The sequence below is a fragment of the Azospirillum sp. TSH100 genome (assembly GCF_004923295.1).
Lineage (GTDB): Bacteria > Pseudomonadota > Alphaproteobacteria > Azospirillales > Azospirillaceae > Azospirillum.
Window position 1 is genome coordinate 424052 of record NZ_CP039638.1, and the last position, 16373, is coordinate 440424.

Sequence of the window (16373 nt, forward strand, 5' to 3'; positions counted from 1 at the left end):
AGATCGGTTCACGGGGCGGCAGTGGTGTGACGGCAGTGGTGAGGAAAGCGAAGCGGGGCAGCGCCCGGTAGGGATTTGCCTCTGGATCAACGCCTGGAATGCGGGCAAAAGCGCGGGAGGCACCGATGGAGATCCGTGGCGTTTCCAGCACGACGGCAATCCGTCCGACGGCTTTCCAGCCGACGGAGGCGGGCAGCGCTTCCGCATCGCGTCCAGCCGACAGCAGCGCCACCGGCGAGACGGAAAAGGCCTCCGGCGCCGGCTATATCAGCCCCTTCCTGCGCTATGACCAGGGCGCCCGGGTGGCCGTTCTGTATTTCCGCGACTTCGACACCGGCGAGACCCAGGACCAGATCCCGTCCCAGCGCGTGGTGGACGAATACCGCCGCACCGCCAGCCGCCTGACCCAGGATGACGGGAGGTCGGCGGCGTCGAAGACAGGTTCGGCCGGCTCGGCGGACGGCTCCAGCGGCGGCACGGGGACTTCATCCGGCAGCGGCTACAACACGGCAGCGGGTGGTTCCGGATCGGCCGGCACGTCGGCCAGCACGTCGGTCGGCGTGTCCTTCGCCAGTGCCTCGGGCAGCGGCGGGACGACTGCGGTGGCCGGTGGCACGGCGTCGGCGACAAGCGGCTCCACGCCGGCCGCGACCGGCGGCGGGCTCACGGGCGGATCACCGGGCGGACTGGTGTCGGTTACGGTTTGAGGGATTTCGCTGCGGTATCGGCAGCCCCTCCCCAATATCATCCCCCGGTCGCCTCTTCCTCCGCCTGACGGCGCCGGAAGCCGACGAGAGCAGTCTCATCAAGCATCGCCGCGTCCTTGCGCTTCTGCTTGTCGCGTTCGCGCTTCTGCCGCTCCTCTTCCGCCAGTTCGTAACGCTTCAGTTCCTGGAAGGCTTCGGCCATCTCGTCGGTGGCGATTTCGATCTGCGCCTCCACCTGCCCCAGCGACTGGCCGAGTTTGCGGCCGCGCTCCATCGCCGCCTGGGCGAAGTTGGAATAGGTGAAGGAGACGGAGAAATCGTCGCGCACGGTTTCCTGTTCGTGCACGATCTCCTGCTTGACCTTCTCGATCTCGTTGCGCAGCCGGTCGGCCAGCGTGTGGAGTTCCGCCAGGACGCGACGCTTCTCGTCCAGTTGCAGCTTCTGCAGGCGGATGATGGTTTTCAGGCTCATTGCGGCCACTGCACCCCAAAGATTTCAGCGAGCATGGCGTAGCTGGTCTCCAGATCGGTGGCTTCCCGCTTGCCCTGCTTCAGAAAGGCCTCCAGCGCCGGCTGGAAATGGATCGCCTCGTCCACCTGCGGGTCGGAGCCGCGGCGGTAGGCGCCCAGCCGGATCATCTCGGCCATGTTGTCGTAGGACGACAGCAGGCGGCGGGCATGCCCCACCAGCTCGTTCTCGTTCGGCGTGTTGCAGCCGGGCATGGTGCGCGACACGCTGCGCAGGATGTTGATGGCGGGATAGCGCCCGCGCTCGCCGATCTGGCGCTCCATCACGATGTGGCCGTCCAGGATGCCGCGCACGGCGTCGGCAATCGGTTCATTGTGGTCGTCGCCGTCCACCAGCACGGTGAACAGGCCGGTGATGGTGCCCGACCCGACCACCCCCGGCCCGGCGCGCTCCAGCAGGCGCGGCAGTTCGGCGAAGACCGTCGGCGGATAGCCCTTGGTCGTCGGCGGCTCGCCGGCCGACAGGCCGATCTCGCGCTGGGCCATGGCGAAGCGGGTGACGCTGTCCATCATGCACAGCACGTCGCGGCCTTGGTCGCGGAAATGCTCGGCCACCGCCAGCGTCATGTAGGCGGCCTGCTTGCGCATCAGCGGCGCCTCGTCCGAAGTGGCGCAGACGACGACGCTGCGGGCCAGACCCTCCTCGCCCAGATCCTCGGTGATGAATTCCTGCAATTCGCGGCCGCGCTCGCCGATCAGGCCGATCACCGCGACTTCGGCGGCGGAGAAGCGCGCCAGCATCGACATGACCGACGATTTGCCGACGCCCGACCCGGCGAAGATGCCCATGCGCTGGCCGCGGCAGCAGGTGAGGAAGGCGTTGATGGCGCGGATGCCCAGGTCCAGCTTCTCCCCCACCCGGGCGCGCGAGTGAGCATTGGGCGGGTTGTTGCGGATCGGCGTGCCGACTGGACCCTTGGGCAGCGGTCCCTTGCCATCCACCGGCTCGCCCAGTGCGTTGACGACGCGGCCGAGCCAGGCGTCGGTCGGGAAGATCTGCGCCTGGTCGCCAGCCACCAGGGCACGGCAGCCCAAGCCGACCCCGTCCAGGGCGCCGAAGGGCATGGCGAGCGCCCGGCCCTGACGGAAGCCCACCACCTCGCACGGCACCTGACGGCGATCACGCGTCTCGACGATGCAGCGGCCGCCGACCGACAGCTCCTTCTCGATCCCACCGACCTCGACCATCAGACCGGACACTGCGGTGACGCGGCCATAGCGGCTGAAATCAGGGATCTGGTCGATGTCACGGATCAACTGATCGATATCGAACGGCATGAATCGGACACCGTCGTCCCAAAGACGGGACGCGCTCCTATTAAGGGGTAGTTCTATGGATGGGGGCGACGTTAACCACCATGATCGCATCTTGCGATGGAAGGATTAACGTTGTGTAAGCGCTTGGCGCTGGCGTTAAGCTGAATCGTCTGTTAACTTGTGTAAACGGGATGGTTGAAATCGGTCATGAAGGATCGGGGACCATCCATGGGGTCGGGTAGCGAAAGCGCGCCATCAAACGTCGGGATATCGCCATGAGGGTTCTGCTGGTTGAAGACGATTCCTCCGTCGCCAAAAGCATCGAGCTGATGCTGAACACGGAAGGATTCATCGTCGACTCTACCGACCTGGGTGAAGACGGGCTGGAGATCGGCAAGCTCTATGACTACGACATCATCATTCTCGACCTGATGCTGCCGGACATCGATGGGTACGAGGTTCTTCGCCGCCTGCGCGCCGCGCGCGTGACCACCCCGATCCTGATCCTGTCCGGTTTGACCGAAATGGACAACAAGATCAAGGGTCTGGGTTTCGGCGCCGATGATTACCTGACCAAGCCGTTCGACAAGCGCGAGCTGATCGCCCGCATCCAGGCCATCGTCCGCAGGTCGAAGGGCCATTCCGACAGCATCATCCGCACCGGCCGCCTGACCGTCAACCTCGACACCCGCACGGTGGAGGTCGACCAGTCGCCGCTGCATCTCACCGGCAAGGAATACGGCATCCTGGAGTTGTTGAGCCTGCGCAAGGGCACGACGCTGACCAAGGAGATGTTCCTGAACCATCTCTATGGCGGGATGGACGAGCCGGAACTGAAGATCATCGACGTCTTCGTCTGCAAGCTGCGCAAGAAGCTGGCCGCCGCCACCCAGGGCGACAATTACATCGAAACGGTGTGGGGCCGCGGTTACGTGCTGCGCGACCCGCACGAGGCAATCGTCGAAGGCAATCCTCCGCCGCCGCCACGCGTGCCGCAGCAGCAGGCCGCCGGCTGAGACGGCGCCGGTTGGACTTTTCTTTTCGTCAGCCCATCTCTTTTCCCCCCATCGAACGCCCGGCCGTCTTTCACCTTGAAAGCCGAACCGGGCGTTCCCATACTTGGGGGGTCATTCTGCTTCGGACTGCGGGGCGTTCAACTGCCCCCACGCTCAGCCCCCCTTTTTTCGCCATTGCGAGCAGTCGTTCGCGAGCTTATGGGGGCCGCCAATCCCACACCCAGTCTGATGCGCCGCACCGGTGGTGTGGCGCCCTTTGCGTTATGGGAGACAGACATGCCCGTCGGCACCGTCAAATGGTTCAACAGCACCAAGGGCTTCGGTTTCATTCAGCCGGAAAGCGGCGGCCCGGATGTGTTCGTTCACATCTCCGCTGTCGAACGCGCCGGGCTGCGCAGCCTGGTCGATGGCCAGAAGATTTCCTACGAGGAGCAGCGCGATCCGAAGCGTGGCAAGACCTCGGCGGAGAATCTGAAGGCGGTCTGACCGCCTGACCGCCGACCTGCGGAAAAAGGGGCATCGGGAAACCGGTGCCCTTTTTCCGTGTTGCACAAGTCCCTGTCGCCCAGATGCAGGGCTCTGCCCAGAGGAGAACCGCGATGGCTTTCAAACCGAACTACAACCAGCAGCGGGCCGAGCGCAACCGGGCCAAGGAACAGAAGAAGCAGGAAAAGCTTCAGCGCCGCGAGGAAGGCGTCGCCGCCCGCCGCGCCGGCGAGCCGGAGGGGACGGAGACGCAGGACGACGTCCTGACGACCGGCACCGATTCCGACGCCGAGCCCAAAACCGATACCAACAATGCCTGACCGGACGGCCGCAAGCACGGCCGGCCGCGACCATACGGAGGACAGGCCATGGCCCGTCAGAAGAAGCAACCCGTTGAAAACGCCTTCGCGCTCTTCGATGTGATCTACCAGGACGGTGCGCGCACCTCGAACCGCAAGGTGCCGACGTCCGACATCGATCAGTTCGACCGCGAGAACTCCATCCGCGCCTTCATCGAAGCCCAGGACCGCAAGATCGCCGAAATGTCCGGCAACCCGCGCGGCCCGATCAAGTCGATCACGCCGTCGCCCTGAGAGTTCGCTGATCGAGTGGGGGCGGCTTCCCCGCCCCCGTCGCTCTTGATGGGCCTCACGCCACCTTGGCGCCGGCGGCGGAGAAGCCGCCCAGGCTGTAGAGGCCGCGCTGGCCCTCCACCGGCTTGAATTTGTCGGTGATGCCCAGCACCGTTTCCGCGCCGCCCAGATAGAGCACGCCGTCCTGCGGCATCTGGCGGGAAATCGACTCCAGAACCTTCGCCTTGGTCGGCTGGTCGAAATAGATCAGCACATTGCGGCAGAAGACGATGTCGAACTGGCCCAACGCCGACAGGTCGCCCAGCAGGTTCCATTCACGGAACGAGACCATCTGGCGCAGCTGCTGGCTGATCTGCCACTTGTCGCCGTTCTGCTTGAAATGCTTCACCAGCATGGTGATCGGCAGGCCGCGCTGCACCTCGAACTGGGTGTAGACGCCGGACTTCGCCCGCTCCACCATTTCCGCCGAGATGTCGGTGCCGACGATCTCGATGCGCCAGCCGGCCAGCTTCGCCGCATCCTCGTTCAGGAGCATCGACAGCGAATAGGCTTCCTGGCCCGACGAACAGGCGGCCGACCAGATGCGCAAGCTGCGCTTGGCCGCCCGCGCCTCCATCAGCTTCGGCAGCACCAGCTGCTTGAACTGGTCGAAGGGCTTCTGGTCGCGGAAGAAGGACGACTCGTTGGTCGTCATCGCTTCCGTGATGTCGCGCAGCAACGCCTCGTCCTTGCGGGTGCGGACGGTCGTCGCCAGTTCCTCCAACCCCTTCATGTTCCACTTGCGCGCCACCGGCATCAGCCGGGATTCGAGCAGGTACGCCTTGTCGCGGGTGAGGACCAGGCCGGAACGCTGCTTGAGCAGCGTGGAGAACATGTCGAAATCTTCGACTCTCATGCTGCCCTCGAAGCGAGCTTGCGGATGTGGGGACCGATTTCCTTGAGCGGCAGGATGGCGTTGCAGATGCCGGCTTGCGCCACGGCACCGGGCATGCCCCAGACCACGCTCGACGCCTCGTCCTGGGCGATCAGGGTGCCGCCGCCATTGACCACGTCGGTGCAGCCCTTCAACCCGTCCTGACCCATGCCGGTCAGGATGCAGGCCAGGATTTTGCGGCCGCCATAGGCCTTCAGGATCGACCGCATCATCGGATCGACCGCCGGGCGGCAGAAATTCTCGGGCGGATCCTTGCTCAGCGTGATGACGTTGGCGCCGCCGCGCTGCGCCACCAGCATGTGGAAGTCGCCGGGCGCGATGTAGCAGCGGTTCTGGACGATCGGCTCGCCGTCCTTCGCCTCGCGCGCGTCGATCCCGCATTGGCGGGTGATGTGCTCTGCCAGGATGGTGGTGAAGGTCGCCGGCATGTGCTGGGTGATCAGGATCGGCTGGCTGACGCCGGCCTTCAGGTGCGACAGCACCTCGAACAGGGCCTGCGGGCCGCCGGTGGAGCTGCCGATGGCGATCACGTCCGGCTTGGTCGCGATGGCGCCGGCCGGGGTCGGCCGGGTGACGATCGGCCCGACCTCGCGCTTCATGAGCCCCAGCGGGGCCGCCGGGGTCAGCGGGCGGATTTCGCCGCGCGACCGCGATCCGGCGCGCCGGGCGGCGGCACCCAGCGCCTTCACCTTGGCGACCAGCTCGCGCTTGAAGTCCTCCGCCCCGCCGATCTCGCGGGTGGAGGTCGGCTTCGGGATGTAATCGGCCGCACCCGCCGACAGGCAGCGGATCGACACGTCGGCCCCGCGCAGGGTCAGCGTCGAGGCCATGATGATCTTCACCTGCGGCGCGACCGCCAGCAGCTTCGGGATGGCGGTCAGCCCGTCCATCACCGGCATCTCGATGTCGAGAACGATGACATCGATGGAATTGCGCTGAAGCGAATTGACCGCCATCTGGCCGTCGCCGACGGAGGTGACGACGCGGATGTCCGCATCCCCCTCCAGAGCGCGGGTCAGCAGGCCGCGGATGACGGCGGAGTCGTCCACCACCATGACCCGGACGGGATCCGGGTTGGCCGGTCGCGCGGTGGTGAGGGGGCCTCTGCCAAAACTGTCCGACATAACGGCGATTCGCCTTTCAACTCGACTGGTTCAACTCCGCTTCTCCCGGGAGGCCTCTCCCGGCACCCGGCCGGATTCAGAGAAGGCCGACCTGCGCGAACTTGGTCTGGATGATGTCGCTGTCGAAGGGCTTCATGATGTACTCGTTGGCCCCGGCGGACAGCGCCTCCTGGATGTGGGCGAGGTCGTTCTCGGTGGTGCAGAACACGACCTTGGGCTGCTCGCCCCCGCTCATCTTGCGCAGCCGGCGCAGGAACTCGATCCCGGTCATGACCGGCATGTTCCAGTCCAGCAGGATGGCGTCGGGCATCTGGGCCGCGCAGGCCTCCATCGCCTGCTTCCCATCCTCCGCCTCGGTGCAGGCGAAATTCAGCTCTTCCAGGATCTTGCGCGCGACCTTGCGGACAACGCGGCTGTCATCGACCACCAGGCAGGATTTCATTGCGGCAGGGCCTCAGGTCATCTGTTCGTCGGCGAAAGCCGGCCGGCCGGAACGGCGCCTTGCCCGATGGGGCAGGCGCCGCGAGCCGTCAGGCCGTCTCGATGGTTGTGAAGTTGAGCAGACGGGGCACGTCCAACACAACCATCAACTGACCGTTCAGCCTATAAATTCCGGTGGAGACCTCGCGCCACCGCGGATCCAGCGTCGCCGGATTGCGCTCGAAGTCCTCCTTGGTCAGGCTCAGCACCTCGCCGACCGAGTCGACCATCAGGCTGTAGAGTTCGCCGCGCAGGTCGACGACGATCGACATCCCCGGCTTGTCCTTCGGCCGGCCGGTCAGGCCGAGCCGCAGGCGGACGTCGATGGCGGTGACGATGCGACCGCGCAGGTTCAGCGATCCGGCGACCTCCGGCGGGGCCAGCGGGATACGGGTGATCCGCTGATGGCCCAGCACGTCCTGCACCTGAAGGACCGGGATGCCGAACATCTGGTCGGCGATCGTCATGGTCACATAGTCCTGGTTGCCGGAGACGACGAGATCGTCGCCCTTCGACTTGCGGACGGTGGACGGCAGCTTGGCGTTGCTCATGCGGCACCTTTCTGGTCGGTCAGCGTCTGCTGGAGCGCGAAGAGCAGCGCGTCACGGTCGAACTTGGCGACATAGTCGTTGAAACCGGCGATCCGGCCGCGATCGAGGTCGCGGGCGCTGGCATGGCTGGACAGCGCCACCATCGGCACCCCCTGCCAGCGGCTGCCGTGGCGCACCGCCTCGGCGAAGTCGAAGCCGCTCATGCCCGGCATCTCGATGTCGGAGACGATGACGTCGAAGTCCTCGCCGGCCTCGCAGAGCGCCAGCGCGTCGCTGGCATTCTCCACCGCCGTCACGTCGTAGCCCGCGACCGACAGCAGCGGCGTCAGCAGGTTGCGGAAGAAGGGGCTGTCGTCCACCAGCAGCACGCGCTGGAGCTTCTCCTCCTCGAACCCCTCCTGGGTGGAGGAGCCGAACCAGTCCTTGTAGGCCTGGGTCAGGAAGAAGCCGGCATCGATCACCTCGGTCGCCTTGCCGGCGATGATGGCGGACCCCATCAGGCCGGGACGCTCCGCGGCCAGCTGGACGTTCAGCTTCTCCTCGACGATGTCGACGATCTCGTCGACGATCAGGCCCATCGAGCGGTCGCCGTCGGCGAAGACCAGCACCGGCTGGCGCCCCTCGGTGCCGACGACGAAGTTCGGGTCGATCGGGACCAGCGGCATCAGCTTGCCGCGGTACTGGACGACCGGGAGGCCGTTCGACAGCTCGACCGTGGCGAGATCGACATCCTCCAGGCGGGCGACCAGCGACAGCGGCACCGCCTTGGGCGCGCCCTCGCCGGCACGGAACAGCAGGAGCGCCATCTTGTCCTCCTGGCGCTGGGTCTGGACCGCGGTGGTCTCCTTCCCGGCGGCCTCGCCCATCGCCATCTCGCCGGTGGCCGACGCGATGCCGTTGGGATCCAGGATCATGATGACGGAACCGTCACCGAGGATGGTGTTGCCCGAGAACATCTCGATGTGGCGCAGGATCGGCGCCACCGGCTTCACCACGATTTCCTCGGTGTCGAACACGCGGTCGACCATGATGCCGAAGGTGTAGGTGCCGACCTGGGTGACGACGATGAAGGTCTCGTCCGCCGGCTTCTTGCTATCCTCGCTGTCGTCCAGCCGCAGCAGCTGCTGGAGCGAGACCAGCGGCAGCAGGCGGTTGCGCAGGCGCAGGACCGGGGTGCCCTTCAGCCGCTCGATGGTGTGCTCGCTGTCGGAGGCGGCGCGCACCAGCTCGACCACGCTGATCTGCGGGATGGCGAAGCGTTCGCCGGCGCATTCCACGATCAGGGCCGAGACGATGGCCAGCGTCAGCGGGATCTTGATGACGAAGGTCGAGCCCTTGCCCTGGGCCGACTTGATCTCGATCGTGCCGCCGATCTTCTCGATGTTGGTCTTCACCACGTCCATGCCGACGCCGCGGCCCGACACGTTGGTGACCTTGGCGGCGGTGGAGAAGCCCGGCTTCATGATGAACTGGATGATCTGCTGGTCGGTCATCGAGGCCAGCTCGATCTCCGACGCCATCCCGTTCTGGATCGCCTTCTGCTTGATCTTGTCGATCGCCAGGCCCTTACCGTCGTCCTGGATCTCGATGATGATGTGGCCGCCTTCGTGATAGGCGTTCAGCGTGATGCGCCCGGTCTCCGACTTGCCGGCCTTCAGGCGCTCCGCCGGGATCTCCAGCCCATGGTCGGCGCTGTTGCGCACCATGTGGGTCAGCGGATCCTTGATCAGCTCCAGGACCTGGCGGTCCAGCTCGGTGTCGGCGCCGAGCATCTGGAGGTCGATCTTCTTGTTCAGTTCATGCGCCAGATCGCGCACCAGACGCGGCAGCTTGGCCCAGGCGTTGCCGATGGGCTGCATGCGCGTCTTCATGACGCCTTCCTGCAGCTCCGACGTCACATGGTTCAGGCGCTGCAGCGGGGCGGCGAACTCGCTCTCCTTCTGCGACCGCAGGATCTGGAGCAGCTGGTTGCGGGTCAGCACCAGCTCCGACACCATGGTCATCAGGTTTTCGAGCAGGTCGACGTTGACGCGGATGGTCTGGGCGGCGACCGCCGATTCCTTGGTCGCGGCCTCGGCACCGGCGTCGGCGGCACCGGCGTTGCCGCCGGCCGAACCACCGGCCATCGGGGCGACCGGCGCCGGCATCTTGGCGGCGGCCGGCTCGGCGTCGGGCACGACGAGGTCATGCGACGGGGCGGGCTCGTCGGCCGGCTCGGGCGCGCGGGTGGCGACCGCCGTGCTGGCGGCCGGGGCCGCGGCAGGAGCGGGAGCGTCGTTCGGGCCGGGGGTGGAGTTCCAGAGGGCCTCCAGCTCGTCCAGCGTCACCGGCCGGTCTTCCGATGCCGCCACCGCGGGGGCGGTCGGCGGCGGAGGCGGCGGAGGCGGGGCGGCGGCGGCCGGGGCGGGACCGCCCAGCTTGCCTTCGGCGCACAGGTTCAGCCGCTCGATCAGCGGCAGGTCGTCGCCGGGCGGCTCCGCCTCGGTCGCTTCCAGCACCGCCAGCAGGCTCTTGATGGTGTCCAGAGCCTGAAGGATCAGCGACACCGCTTCCGGATTGATCGTCAGTTCGCCGTCACGGAACTTGCCCAGCACGTTCTCCGAGGCGTGCGCCACCTTTTCCAGGCGGGGCAGGCCAAGGAAGCCGCAGGTTCCCTTGATGGTGTGGACGAGCCGGAAGATGTTCGACAGCAGTTCCGGATTGTTGGGATTCTGCTCCAACCGGACCAACTCGACGTCGAGCACCGAGAGGTTTTCGTTGGTCTCCGTCAGAAATTCGGACAGCAGATCATCCATGTCGCATTCCCCAGGCCCAATGTTTATGGTCCGCGCCGTCCTGCGGCTCGAACGGGCAGCATCGAAGGGCCGCCGGTTGCGCTCCAGTCCAGGTAGGGTCGGAGCCTGTCAAACACTGATTAAGAGAACCTTACCTCTTCCGATAGGGAGTCTTCCCGAGGCTTCCACCCGTAGGATAAGGGATCCATTGTCACAGGGAGGATCGATGACCGACGCCGAACTCGCCAAATCCGTGCGCGATGCCGTGGAACGGCTCAACACCGCGCTTGCGGAGGCGGCCCGCCACAATCTGGCCGTCACGCTGCGCACCACCGCCCACCAGACCACCGGCGGGGTGGAGCAGGTCGTGGTGGAACCGCGGATCTTCAAGCAGCTGTGAGGGACGCGACCGCAAGGGCGGCGGCAGGCGGTCTCACCATTCCGCGGTGAAGACCAGCCGTTCGCTGCTTTCGGTGGCGACGGCGACGCGGAAGCCGTCGCTTTCGGCCAGCCGGCCGGCCAGATAGGCATGGATGGTGCGCGGGCTCAACGCTTCGGGCGTCGCCGTGCCGGCCAGCGCCGCCGCCGCATCCGGGTTCAGGGTGCCCGGCCGGCCGGCAGCGGAGACGGTGATGCGGCCGGCGGTCTCGTCGCCGTCGGCGGCGACGGAAACCAGCCCGCCATGGGTCAGCGCCTCGTCCGCCAGCATCACCATGTTGAGCAGCAGCTTCACCACGCCGCGGCGCTGGGCGGTCATGTCGTGGGGCACCCGGTCCGGCCAGTCCAGCCGGGTGCGCCCGCCCTCGATATAGCCGGCGGCGGCGGCGCGGGCGTCGCCGAAGCCCTTCTGATCGCGCCCGGCCACCCCATAGGCCAGCCGGAACACCCGCAGCCGGCGGTCGGCCTGACCGGAGGAATGGTCGATCAGCTTCACCGCCTCGCCCAGGAAGCCGCCGATGGAGCCACCCTCCTCGTCCTCCTGCATCTCCTCGATCAGTTCCAGCCCGTTGCGGATGGCGCCGACCGGGCTGACCAGATCGTGGCAGAGCTTCGACGCCAGCAGTTCCAGAACGCGGATGTCGACGCTGACGGGGCGGGAGGACGATTCGGTCACGAGGCAGACTCCGGAAAAAGGAACGGCGACGGCACGGTGCAGGAGATTCTATACTGTCCCGGCGGCGCCGCACAGGCGGTCGCATTTCCTATGTACAATAGTGTGATGGACGGGATCCGACATGGACGATTCGCTGGTGCCGGGCGCCTGGGTGCGCCACCCCGACCAGCCCGACTGGGGGCTGGGGCAGGTGCAGTCGGCCATCCGCAACCGCATCACGGTCAATTTCGAGCATGCGGGCAAGGTGCTGATCGATTCCGACGTCATCTCGCTGACGCTGGTCGACCCGGACGGGATCTGACCTCCGACGGTCGACCCTCGGCGACCGCCCCTCTGCGGCATGGCTCCGGGAAAGCGCCGATTGCGCCGCCCCGGCCGCTTTGCTTTTATGCGAACGAGTTCGCTTACGCGTCAGGGAGAAATGGAATGAAGGCAATGATCCTCGGCTTCGCGGCCGCGGCGGTGATCGCGCTGGGCACGGCCGCCGTGCTGAACTCGCTCGGCCATTCGACCGCGGAGCGCTACTCCAGCAGCTCTGTCCGCCTTTAAGGGAAGAACATACTGGCCCGCTCCACGAAAAGGCGACTTCCGGCGGCCCTGTGCACGGTGTAGGATCGGCGGATCGATGACCGGACACGGCGGTCCGTCGCTTGATCTCGCGTCTCAAAGGGGGAATGGGCGCATTCGGCGTGGCGCTGATCCTCGGTCTCAACGCCCTGGTCGGTTACGACCTTCTGCACCAGCGTGACGAGACCCTGGTCCGGGCGGGGGAGGACAGCGCGTCGCTGGCGCTGGTTCTGGAGCGTCATGCCACCGACAGCCTCTCCGGCGTGTCGAAGATCCTGGCCGGCGTCGTGGAGGTGCTGGCCGTCCGCACCGACAGCTGGAACCGCGGCGACACCGATGTCCATGCCCTGCTGCGCCGTCAGGCGGCCCTGTCGCCGCTGATCCGCGCCATTCTGGTGGTGTCCGCCGACGGCAGGCTGGTCCACGATACCCAGACGACCGAGCCGGCCGGCATCGACCTGTCGGACCGTGATTACCTGATGGCCCATCGCGACGGGCTGGCTCCCGGTGGCGCCGATGCCGTCTTCGTCGGCAATCCGGTGCGCGGCCGCACCTCCGGCACCTGGTTCATCAGCATGAGCCGGCGGCTCACGGCGCCGGACGGCCGCTTCGCCGGCGTGGCGGTCGCGGTGATGGAGCCGATGGCGTTCCGCAGCTTCTACCAGACTCTGCCGCTGTCCGGCGACGCGGTGATCACGCTCTATCACGCCGACGGGCCGGTAATCGCCCGTTTCCCCGACCATGACAGCTTCATCGGCCGTTCCGTCCGCCATTTGCCGCTGTTCACCAAACTGCTGGCCGAAGCGCGGGCGGGCACCTTGACGCTGGACAGCGCCAGTGACGGACCGCACCGGATTCTCAGCTACCGCGCGTCGGACGAGATGCCGCTGGCGGTGACCGTGTCGTCCTCGCGCGATGCGGTGCTGGCGCACTGGTGGTCCAAGGCGATGACCCTGGCGGCGGTCGACCTGGCGGGTACGCTGGTGCTGGCGGTGATGACGCTGGCCCTGCTGCGCGAGGCGGAGCGGCGCGAACGGGCGCTGGCGGACCTCCAGGACGGCGAGCGGGCGCTGCGCGACAGCCAGCAGCGGCTGATTCAGGACATCGCCGCCCGCCACCGGATCGAGGCGGAACTGATCGCCGCCAAGCAGGTCTCCGACGCCGCCAACCGCGCCAAGACCCAGTTCCTCGCCAACATGAGCCACGAGCTGCGCACGCCGCTGAACGCCGTGATCGGCTTCGCCGAGGCTCTGGAAAGCGGCATCTTCGGCCAGATGTCGGCCAAGCAGACCGAATATGTCGGCGACATCCGCAAGTCCGGCCAGCATCTGCTGAGCCTGATCAACGACATCCTCGACACCACCAAGATCGAATCGGGCAAATATGTGCTGCATCAGGAGGACCTGGCGGTCGGCGAGCTGATCGGCGAGTGCCTGCGCCAGATGGAACCGCTGGCGGTGGAAAAGGGCGTGACCCTGACGGCGACGCTGCCAATCTCCCTGCCCGTTCTCCATGCCGACGCTCGTGCGGTGCGGCAGATCCTGCTGAACCTGCTGTCCAACGCCGTGAAATTCACCCCGCCCGGCGGGCGGATCGTCGTGGAGGCGGATCGCGCGGCACGCAGCCTGCGCCTGCGGGTCAGCGACACCGGCATCGGCATCCCCGCCATGGAGCTGGATCAGGTGATGGAGCCCTTCCATCAGGTCGACAACTCCCACACCCGCCGCTATGCCGGGACCGGACTGGGGTTGCCGCTGGTCAAGTCGCTGGTGGAGTTGCAGGATGGCCGCTTCGTGCTGTCCAGCGTGCTGGGCCGCGGCACCACGGCAACCGTGCTGTTCCCGCCCTCCCGGCTGCGCAGCCGGCCGGACGATTTCCTGACCCCGAGGCGGGCCCAGGGGCAGATACAGGAGCGGACGCAGACCGCCCCGGCCTGAGGCGGGCTCTCACGCCCGCCGGGACTTGCCGACGATGACCAGGGCGATGCCGCCCAGCACCGCGAGCGACGACAATGCCAGGATCGGCGTGATCCGTTCCCCCAGCGCCAGCACGGCGGCGAGCGCGGTGATGACCGGCACGCTCAACTGGACCGAGGCGGCGCGGGCGGCGGTCAAGGCCGGCAGGGCCGCATACCAGATCGAATAGCCGACGCCCGACGCCAACGCTCCCGACAGCGCCGCATAGGCCAGTCCACCCTGGTCCCAGCGCAGGCTGCCGCCGACAACCGGGCCGGCGAACGCCGCCAGCAGAGCCAGAACGGCCGCCATCGGCGTAGCCCGCAGGAAGTTGCCGGCAGTGGTGGCGATCGGGTCGCGGCTGGCCCGCCCGAGCAGCGAATATGCTCCCCAGGCCGCGCCAGCCGCCACCATCAGCAATGCCCCCAGCGGGTCCGGCGCCGACAGTCCGGGCGCCAGCAGCAGGGCGAGCCCGCCGAGCGCCAGCGCCAGCCCGACCCATTGCAGCGGCACCAGCCGTTCGCCGCGCGAAAGCCCGACCAGGATCATGGTGGCCTGCACCGCTCCGAACAGCAGCAGCGCCCCGGTCCCCGCCGTCATGGTCAGATAGGCGAAGGAGAAGGCGGCGGCATAGGCCAGCAGCGCCGCCGCACCGCGCCAGCTCCCCGCCTTCGCTCCGGGCCCCGCTTTCGCATGCCCGGTGGCACGGGCGATCAGCCACAGGCTGGCGGCACCCGAGGCGATGCGCACGAGGGTGAAGACCGCCGGGTCGATGGCGGTCTGCGTCAGCGCCAGCCGGCACAGGATGGAATTGGCGGCGAAGGCCAGCATCGCCAGCAAGGTCAGCAGCGCCGCCCGCCCCGCACCCGGCACGGCCGGTGCGGGACCGGCTTCGGCCCGGTCGTTCGTGGGCAAGATTGTTTTCCTTGAAACCATTATGGACCAGCTAGCCGCAGGATCGCCCGCCTGTCAAATGCCAGGCGGCGCTCTCCTCCTTTGGTCGAAGCGGGCTTTGGTCGAAGCGGGCTTTGGTCGAAGCGGGATGGTCAGGAAGACGGGCCGTGCAGGGCGAACATCAGCAGGTAGGTGCGCTGGAGCGAGCTGAAATTGTTGTCGGAGATCAGATAGACCAGTGTTTCCCCCGCCGGCCCCGGCCGGGTGGCGATGCCTTCGAAATTGTCGTTCACCAGGGGCGCCTCCAGACGCCCAAGCTCCTCCCCGTCCACCACGGCCCCGGCCACGGACCCGGCGGTCAGCTGCCGCGCCGCCACGCGCACCAGCCGCGACGACCAGCCACCCAGCAGCGACACCCGGCGCTCCAGCACCAGCACGCCGCCGTCCGGCAGCGGGGCGACGGAGGTCGGGCGATAGCGCGGCGCCGTGCGATAGGTGAAGGGCTGCCAGTCGGCCGCACTGTGCGGCACGCCCCCTCCGGCCGGATCCGCCTTGGTGTTCCCCAGCTTTGTAATCCAGGCGCGACGCTCCTGACGGCCGTCCTCCTCTCCCTCCTCGATGGTCAGCAGCCGGCCATCGGACAGCAGGGTCAGCGACTCCAGCCCGCCATTCTCCGGTGTGCTGTCCATGCCCGGCGGCAGGGGGATCGGCGTCGGAATTCCCTCCGGTCCACGCTCGCCGGCCTTGTAGCGCAGGATGCGGTGGTCGCGTTCGAGCGACACCAGCCAGCCGCCGTCGGGCAGGCGCGTCAGATCCTCGGCGTCGGTGCGGCGCTTGCGGTGGGAGGTTCCCTCCTCGACCGTCAGCGGGCGGGCGTGGACCTCCGACAGGCCGGTCAGTCGGCCATCGGCATCGGTTCGCAGCCGGCCATCCACCACCAGCCCGGTGTCGCCGATGGCGACGAAGCGGTCGCCGGCCGGATCGACCCACAGGCCGGACAGGCCCCCGACCCGCTCGCCGCCGGAAATGTCCAGACCGCCCAGGAAGCGAAGCGGCCCGACCGCGAGCTTGTCCGGCCGCCCACGGTCGAGCGGCACGGGAGAGGCGGTGACCGGGCCGGGTTCGCCCCCGCCGGCGCCGACCACGGCGGCACAGCCGCCGGACAGGGCGACCAGCAGCAGGCTCCAGAACAGGTTTTTGCGTATCGTCATCGCTGCACTCTTGCCACTGCAACCGAGGGATACAATATCTCTTTTCGGCATGCCTTCGGGCATCGGGCAGGATACGGCGCAACCGTCATGTCACCCCCACCATAACGGCCCGGTCATATCGGCTAGGCGCGGCGGGTTACTCCCTCAGAACCGGTGGGGCCGGCCGGACAAGCGCTTAGATT

Annotated in this window: 19 protein-coding genes; 9 read left to right on the forward strand and 10 right to left on the reverse strand. The window is 67.3% G+C overall.

Translation table 11 applies throughout. The annotated features are described in order from the left end of the window. The first annotated feature begins 125 nt into the window (after positions 1 to 125). Entirely contained in the window at positions 126 to 707 is a 582-nt protein-coding gene (locus tag E6C72_RS27335; RefSeq protein WP_109085976.1) for a hypothetical protein, read from the forward strand. A 37-nt stretch (positions 708 to 744) separates the two neighbouring features. Here E6C72_RS27335 and E6C72_RS27340 read toward each other — a convergent pair whose 3' ends face one another. Together E6C72_RS27340 and fliI are read right to left on the reverse strand one after the other, a co-directional pair. Next, positions 745 to 1179 (reverse strand): flagellar export protein FliJ, encoded by a 435-nt coding sequence (locus E6C72_RS27340; protein ID WP_109085975.1) that lies wholly within the window; start codon positions 1177 to 1179, stop codon positions 745 to 747. Next, the gene (gene fliI, locus E6C72_RS27345) at positions 1176 to 2513 is read right to left on the reverse strand and encodes a flagellar protein export ATPase FliI (protein ID WP_109085974.1); all 1338 of its coding nucleotides are present in this window, start codon (positions 2511 to 2513) and stop codon (positions 1176 to 1178) included. Before fliI ends, E6C72_RS27340 begins: the two co-directional genes overlap by 4 nt. Positions 2514 to 2767: 254 nt before the next feature. Here fliI and ctrA point away from each other — a divergent pair, with 254 nt between their 5' ends. The 4 genes from ctrA (at position 2768) to E6C72_RS27365 (ending at position 4587) form a co-directional block, all read left to right on the forward strand. After that, complete coding sequence (gene ctrA / locus E6C72_RS27350; protein WP_109085973.1) at positions 2768 to 3508, forward strand: response regulator transcription factor CtrA; 741 nt, start codon at positions 2768 to 2770, stop codon at positions 3506 to 3508. Positions 3509 to 3784: 276 nt separating this feature from the next. Further along, the gene (locus E6C72_RS27355; protein ID WP_012977930.1) at positions 3785 to 3994 is read left to right on the forward strand and encodes a cold-shock protein; all 210 of its coding nucleotides are present in this window, start codon (positions 3785 to 3787) and stop codon (positions 3992 to 3994) included. A gap of 113 nt (positions 3995 to 4107) precedes the next feature. Beyond that, a complete protein-coding gene (locus tag E6C72_RS27360; protein ID WP_109085972.1) occupies positions 4108 to 4314 on the forward strand; it encodes a hypothetical protein in 207 nt (68 codons plus the stop codon). Between the two features lie 48 nt (positions 4315 to 4362). Continuing rightward, positions 4363 to 4587 (forward strand): hypothetical protein, encoded by a 225-nt coding sequence (locus E6C72_RS27365; protein WP_109085971.1) that lies wholly within the window; start codon positions 4363 to 4365, stop codon positions 4585 to 4587. A 55-nt stretch (positions 4588 to 4642) separates the two neighbouring features. Here E6C72_RS27365 and E6C72_RS27370 read toward each other — a convergent pair whose 3' ends face one another. The 5 genes from E6C72_RS27370 to E6C72_RS27390 all read right to left on the reverse strand — a co-directional run bounded on the left by E6C72_RS27370 (position 4643) and on the right by E6C72_RS27390 (position 10471). After that, positions 4643 to 5482 carry a protein-glutamate O-methyltransferase CheR gene (locus tag E6C72_RS27370; RefSeq protein WP_109085970.1) on the reverse strand — a complete coding sequence of 280 codons (840 nt, stop codon included), beginning with the start codon at positions 5480 to 5482 and terminating at the stop codon, positions 4643 to 4645. Beyond that, positions 5479 to 6645, reverse strand: a complete 1167-nt coding sequence (locus tag E6C72_RS27375) for a chemotaxis response regulator protein-glutamate methylesterase (protein WP_109085969.1) — start codon at positions 6643 to 6645, stop codon at positions 5479 to 5481. Before E6C72_RS27375 ends, E6C72_RS27370 begins: the two co-directional genes overlap by 4 nt. 76 nt (positions 6646 to 6721) lie before the next feature. Continuing rightward, on the reverse strand, positions 6722 to 7087 hold the full coding sequence (locus tag E6C72_RS27380; protein WP_109085968.1) for a PleD family two-component system response regulator: 366 nt from the start codon (positions 7085 to 7087) through the stop codon (positions 6722 to 6724). Positions 7088 to 7175: 88 nt separating this feature from the next. Beyond that, positions 7176 to 7676 carry a chemotaxis protein CheW gene (locus tag E6C72_RS27385; protein ID WP_042694693.1) on the reverse strand — a complete coding sequence of 167 codons (501 nt, stop codon included), beginning with the start codon at positions 7674 to 7676 and terminating at the stop codon, positions 7176 to 7178. Further along, positions 7673 to 10471: a chemotaxis protein CheW gene (locus E6C72_RS27390; protein WP_109085967.1), complete on the reverse strand. Its 2799-nt coding sequence runs from the start codon at positions 10469 to 10471 to the stop codon at positions 7673 to 7675. Before E6C72_RS27390 ends, E6C72_RS27385 begins: the two co-directional genes overlap by 4 nt. Before the next feature lie 205 nt (positions 10472 to 10676). Between E6C72_RS27390 and E6C72_RS31890 the strand changes: the two genes are divergently transcribed. Then, a complete protein-coding gene (locus E6C72_RS31890; RefSeq protein ID WP_169055307.1) occupies positions 10677 to 10850 on the forward strand; it encodes a hypothetical protein in 174 nt (57 codons plus the stop codon). Positions 10851 to 10883: 33 nt separating this feature from the next. Here E6C72_RS31890 and E6C72_RS27395 read toward each other — a convergent pair whose 3' ends face one another. Continuing rightward, on the reverse strand, positions 10884 to 11564 hold the full coding sequence (locus E6C72_RS27395) for a histidine phosphotransferase family protein (protein WP_109085966.1): 681 nt from the start codon (positions 11562 to 11564) through the stop codon (positions 10884 to 10886). Positions 11565 to 11685: 121 nt separating this feature from the next. Between E6C72_RS27395 and E6C72_RS27400 the strand changes: the two genes are divergently transcribed. The 3 genes from E6C72_RS27400 to E6C72_RS27405 all read left to right on the forward strand — a co-directional run bounded on the left by E6C72_RS27400 (position 11686) and on the right by E6C72_RS27405 (position 14068). After that, the gene (locus tag E6C72_RS27400) at positions 11686 to 11865 is read left to right on the forward strand and encodes a DUF3553 domain-containing protein (RefSeq protein WP_109047905.1); all 180 of its coding nucleotides are present in this window, start codon (positions 11686 to 11688) and stop codon (positions 11863 to 11865) included. A 125-nt stretch (positions 11866 to 11990) separates the two neighbouring features. Beyond that, positions 11991 to 12113, forward strand: a complete 123-nt coding sequence (locus E6C72_RS32565) for a hypothetical protein (RefSeq protein WP_256379132.1) — start codon at positions 11991 to 11993, stop codon at positions 12111 to 12113. Positions 12114 to 12238: 125 nt separating this feature from the next. Continuing rightward, positions 12239 to 14068: an ATP-binding protein gene (locus tag E6C72_RS27405; RefSeq protein ID WP_109085965.1), complete on the forward strand. Its 1830-nt coding sequence runs from the start codon at positions 12239 to 12241 to the stop codon at positions 14066 to 14068. A 9-nt stretch (positions 14069 to 14077) separates the two neighbouring features. On the opposite strand, the gene E6C72_RS27410 is transcribed toward E6C72_RS27405, so the two are convergent. Together E6C72_RS27410 and E6C72_RS27415 are read right to left on the reverse strand one after the other, a co-directional pair. After that, positions 14078 to 15001, reverse strand: coding sequence for a DMT family transporter (locus tag E6C72_RS27410; RefSeq protein ID WP_247875723.1), 924 nt, complete (start codon positions 14999 to 15001; stop codon positions 14078 to 14080). Positions 15002 to 15132: 131 nt separating this feature from the next. Next, positions 15133 to 16191, reverse strand: a complete 1059-nt coding sequence (locus tag E6C72_RS27415) for an esterase-like activity of phytase family protein (RefSeq protein WP_109085963.1) — start codon at positions 16189 to 16191, stop codon at positions 15133 to 15135. Positions 16192 to 16373: the final 182 nt, after the last annotated feature.

What these genes read in the sequence shown, in the direction of transcription:
- E6C72_RS27385 (WP_042694693.1), bottom strand. Translation starts at nt 7,676, where the DNA reads ATGAGCAACGCCAAGCTGCCGTCCACCGTCCGCAAGTCGAAGGGCGAC.
- E6C72_RS27375 (WP_109085969.1), bottom strand. Translation starts at nt 6,645, where the DNA reads ATGTCGGACAGTTTTGGCAGAGGCCCCCTCACCACCGCGCGACCGGCC.
- E6C72_RS27335 (WP_109085976.1), top strand. Translation starts at nt 126, where the DNA reads ATGGAGATCCGTGGCGTTTCCAGCACGACGGCAATCCGTCCGACGGCT.
- E6C72_RS31890 (WP_169055307.1), top strand. Translation starts at nt 10,677, where the DNA reads ATGACCGACGCCGAACTCGCCAAATCCGTGCGCGATGCCGTGGAACGG.
- E6C72_RS27340 (WP_109085975.1), bottom strand. Translation starts at nt 1,179, where the DNA reads ATGAGCCTGAAAACCATCATCCGCCTGCAGAAGCTGCAACTGGACGAG.
- E6C72_RS27415 (WP_109085963.1), bottom strand. Translation starts at nt 16,191, where the DNA reads ATGACGATACGCAAAAACCTGTTCTGGAGCCTGCTGCTGGTCGCCCTG.
- E6C72_RS27400 (WP_109047905.1), top strand. Translation starts at nt 11,686, where the DNA reads ATGGACGATTCGCTGGTGCCGGGCGCCTGGGTGCGCCACCCCGACCAG.
- E6C72_RS27390 (WP_109085967.1), bottom strand. Translation starts at nt 10,471, where the DNA reads ATGGATGATCTGCTGTCCGAATTTCTGACGGAGACCAACGAAAACCTC.
- E6C72_RS27405 (WP_109085965.1), top strand. Translation starts at nt 12,239, where the DNA reads ATGGGCGCATTCGGCGTGGCGCTGATCCTCGGTCTCAACGCCCTGGTC.
- fliI (WP_109085974.1), bottom strand. Translation starts at nt 2,513, where the DNA reads ATGCCGTTCGATATCGATCAGTTGATCCGTGACATCGACCAGATCCCT.
- E6C72_RS32565 (WP_256379132.1), top strand. Translation starts at nt 11,991, where the DNA reads ATGAAGGCAATGATCCTCGGCTTCGCGGCCGCGGCGGTGATCGCGCTG.
- E6C72_RS27355 (WP_012977930.1), top strand. Translation starts at nt 3,785, where the DNA reads ATGCCCGTCGGCACCGTCAAATGGTTCAACAGCACCAAGGGCTTCGGT.
- E6C72_RS27370 (WP_109085970.1), bottom strand. Translation starts at nt 5,482, where the DNA reads ATGAGAGTCGAAGATTTCGACATGTTCTCCACGCTGCTCAAGCAGCGT.
- E6C72_RS27365 (WP_109085971.1), top strand. Translation starts at nt 4,363, where the DNA reads ATGGCCCGTCAGAAGAAGCAACCCGTTGAAAACGCCTTCGCGCTCTTC.
- E6C72_RS27360 (WP_109085972.1), top strand. Translation starts at nt 4,108, where the DNA reads ATGGCTTTCAAACCGAACTACAACCAGCAGCGGGCCGAGCGCAACCGG.
- E6C72_RS27380 (WP_109085968.1), bottom strand. Translation starts at nt 7,087, where the DNA reads ATGAAATCCTGCCTGGTGGTCGATGACAGCCGCGTTGTCCGCAAGGTC.
- ctrA (WP_109085973.1), top strand. Translation starts at nt 2,768, where the DNA reads ATGAGGGTTCTGCTGGTTGAAGACGATTCCTCCGTCGCCAAAAGCATC.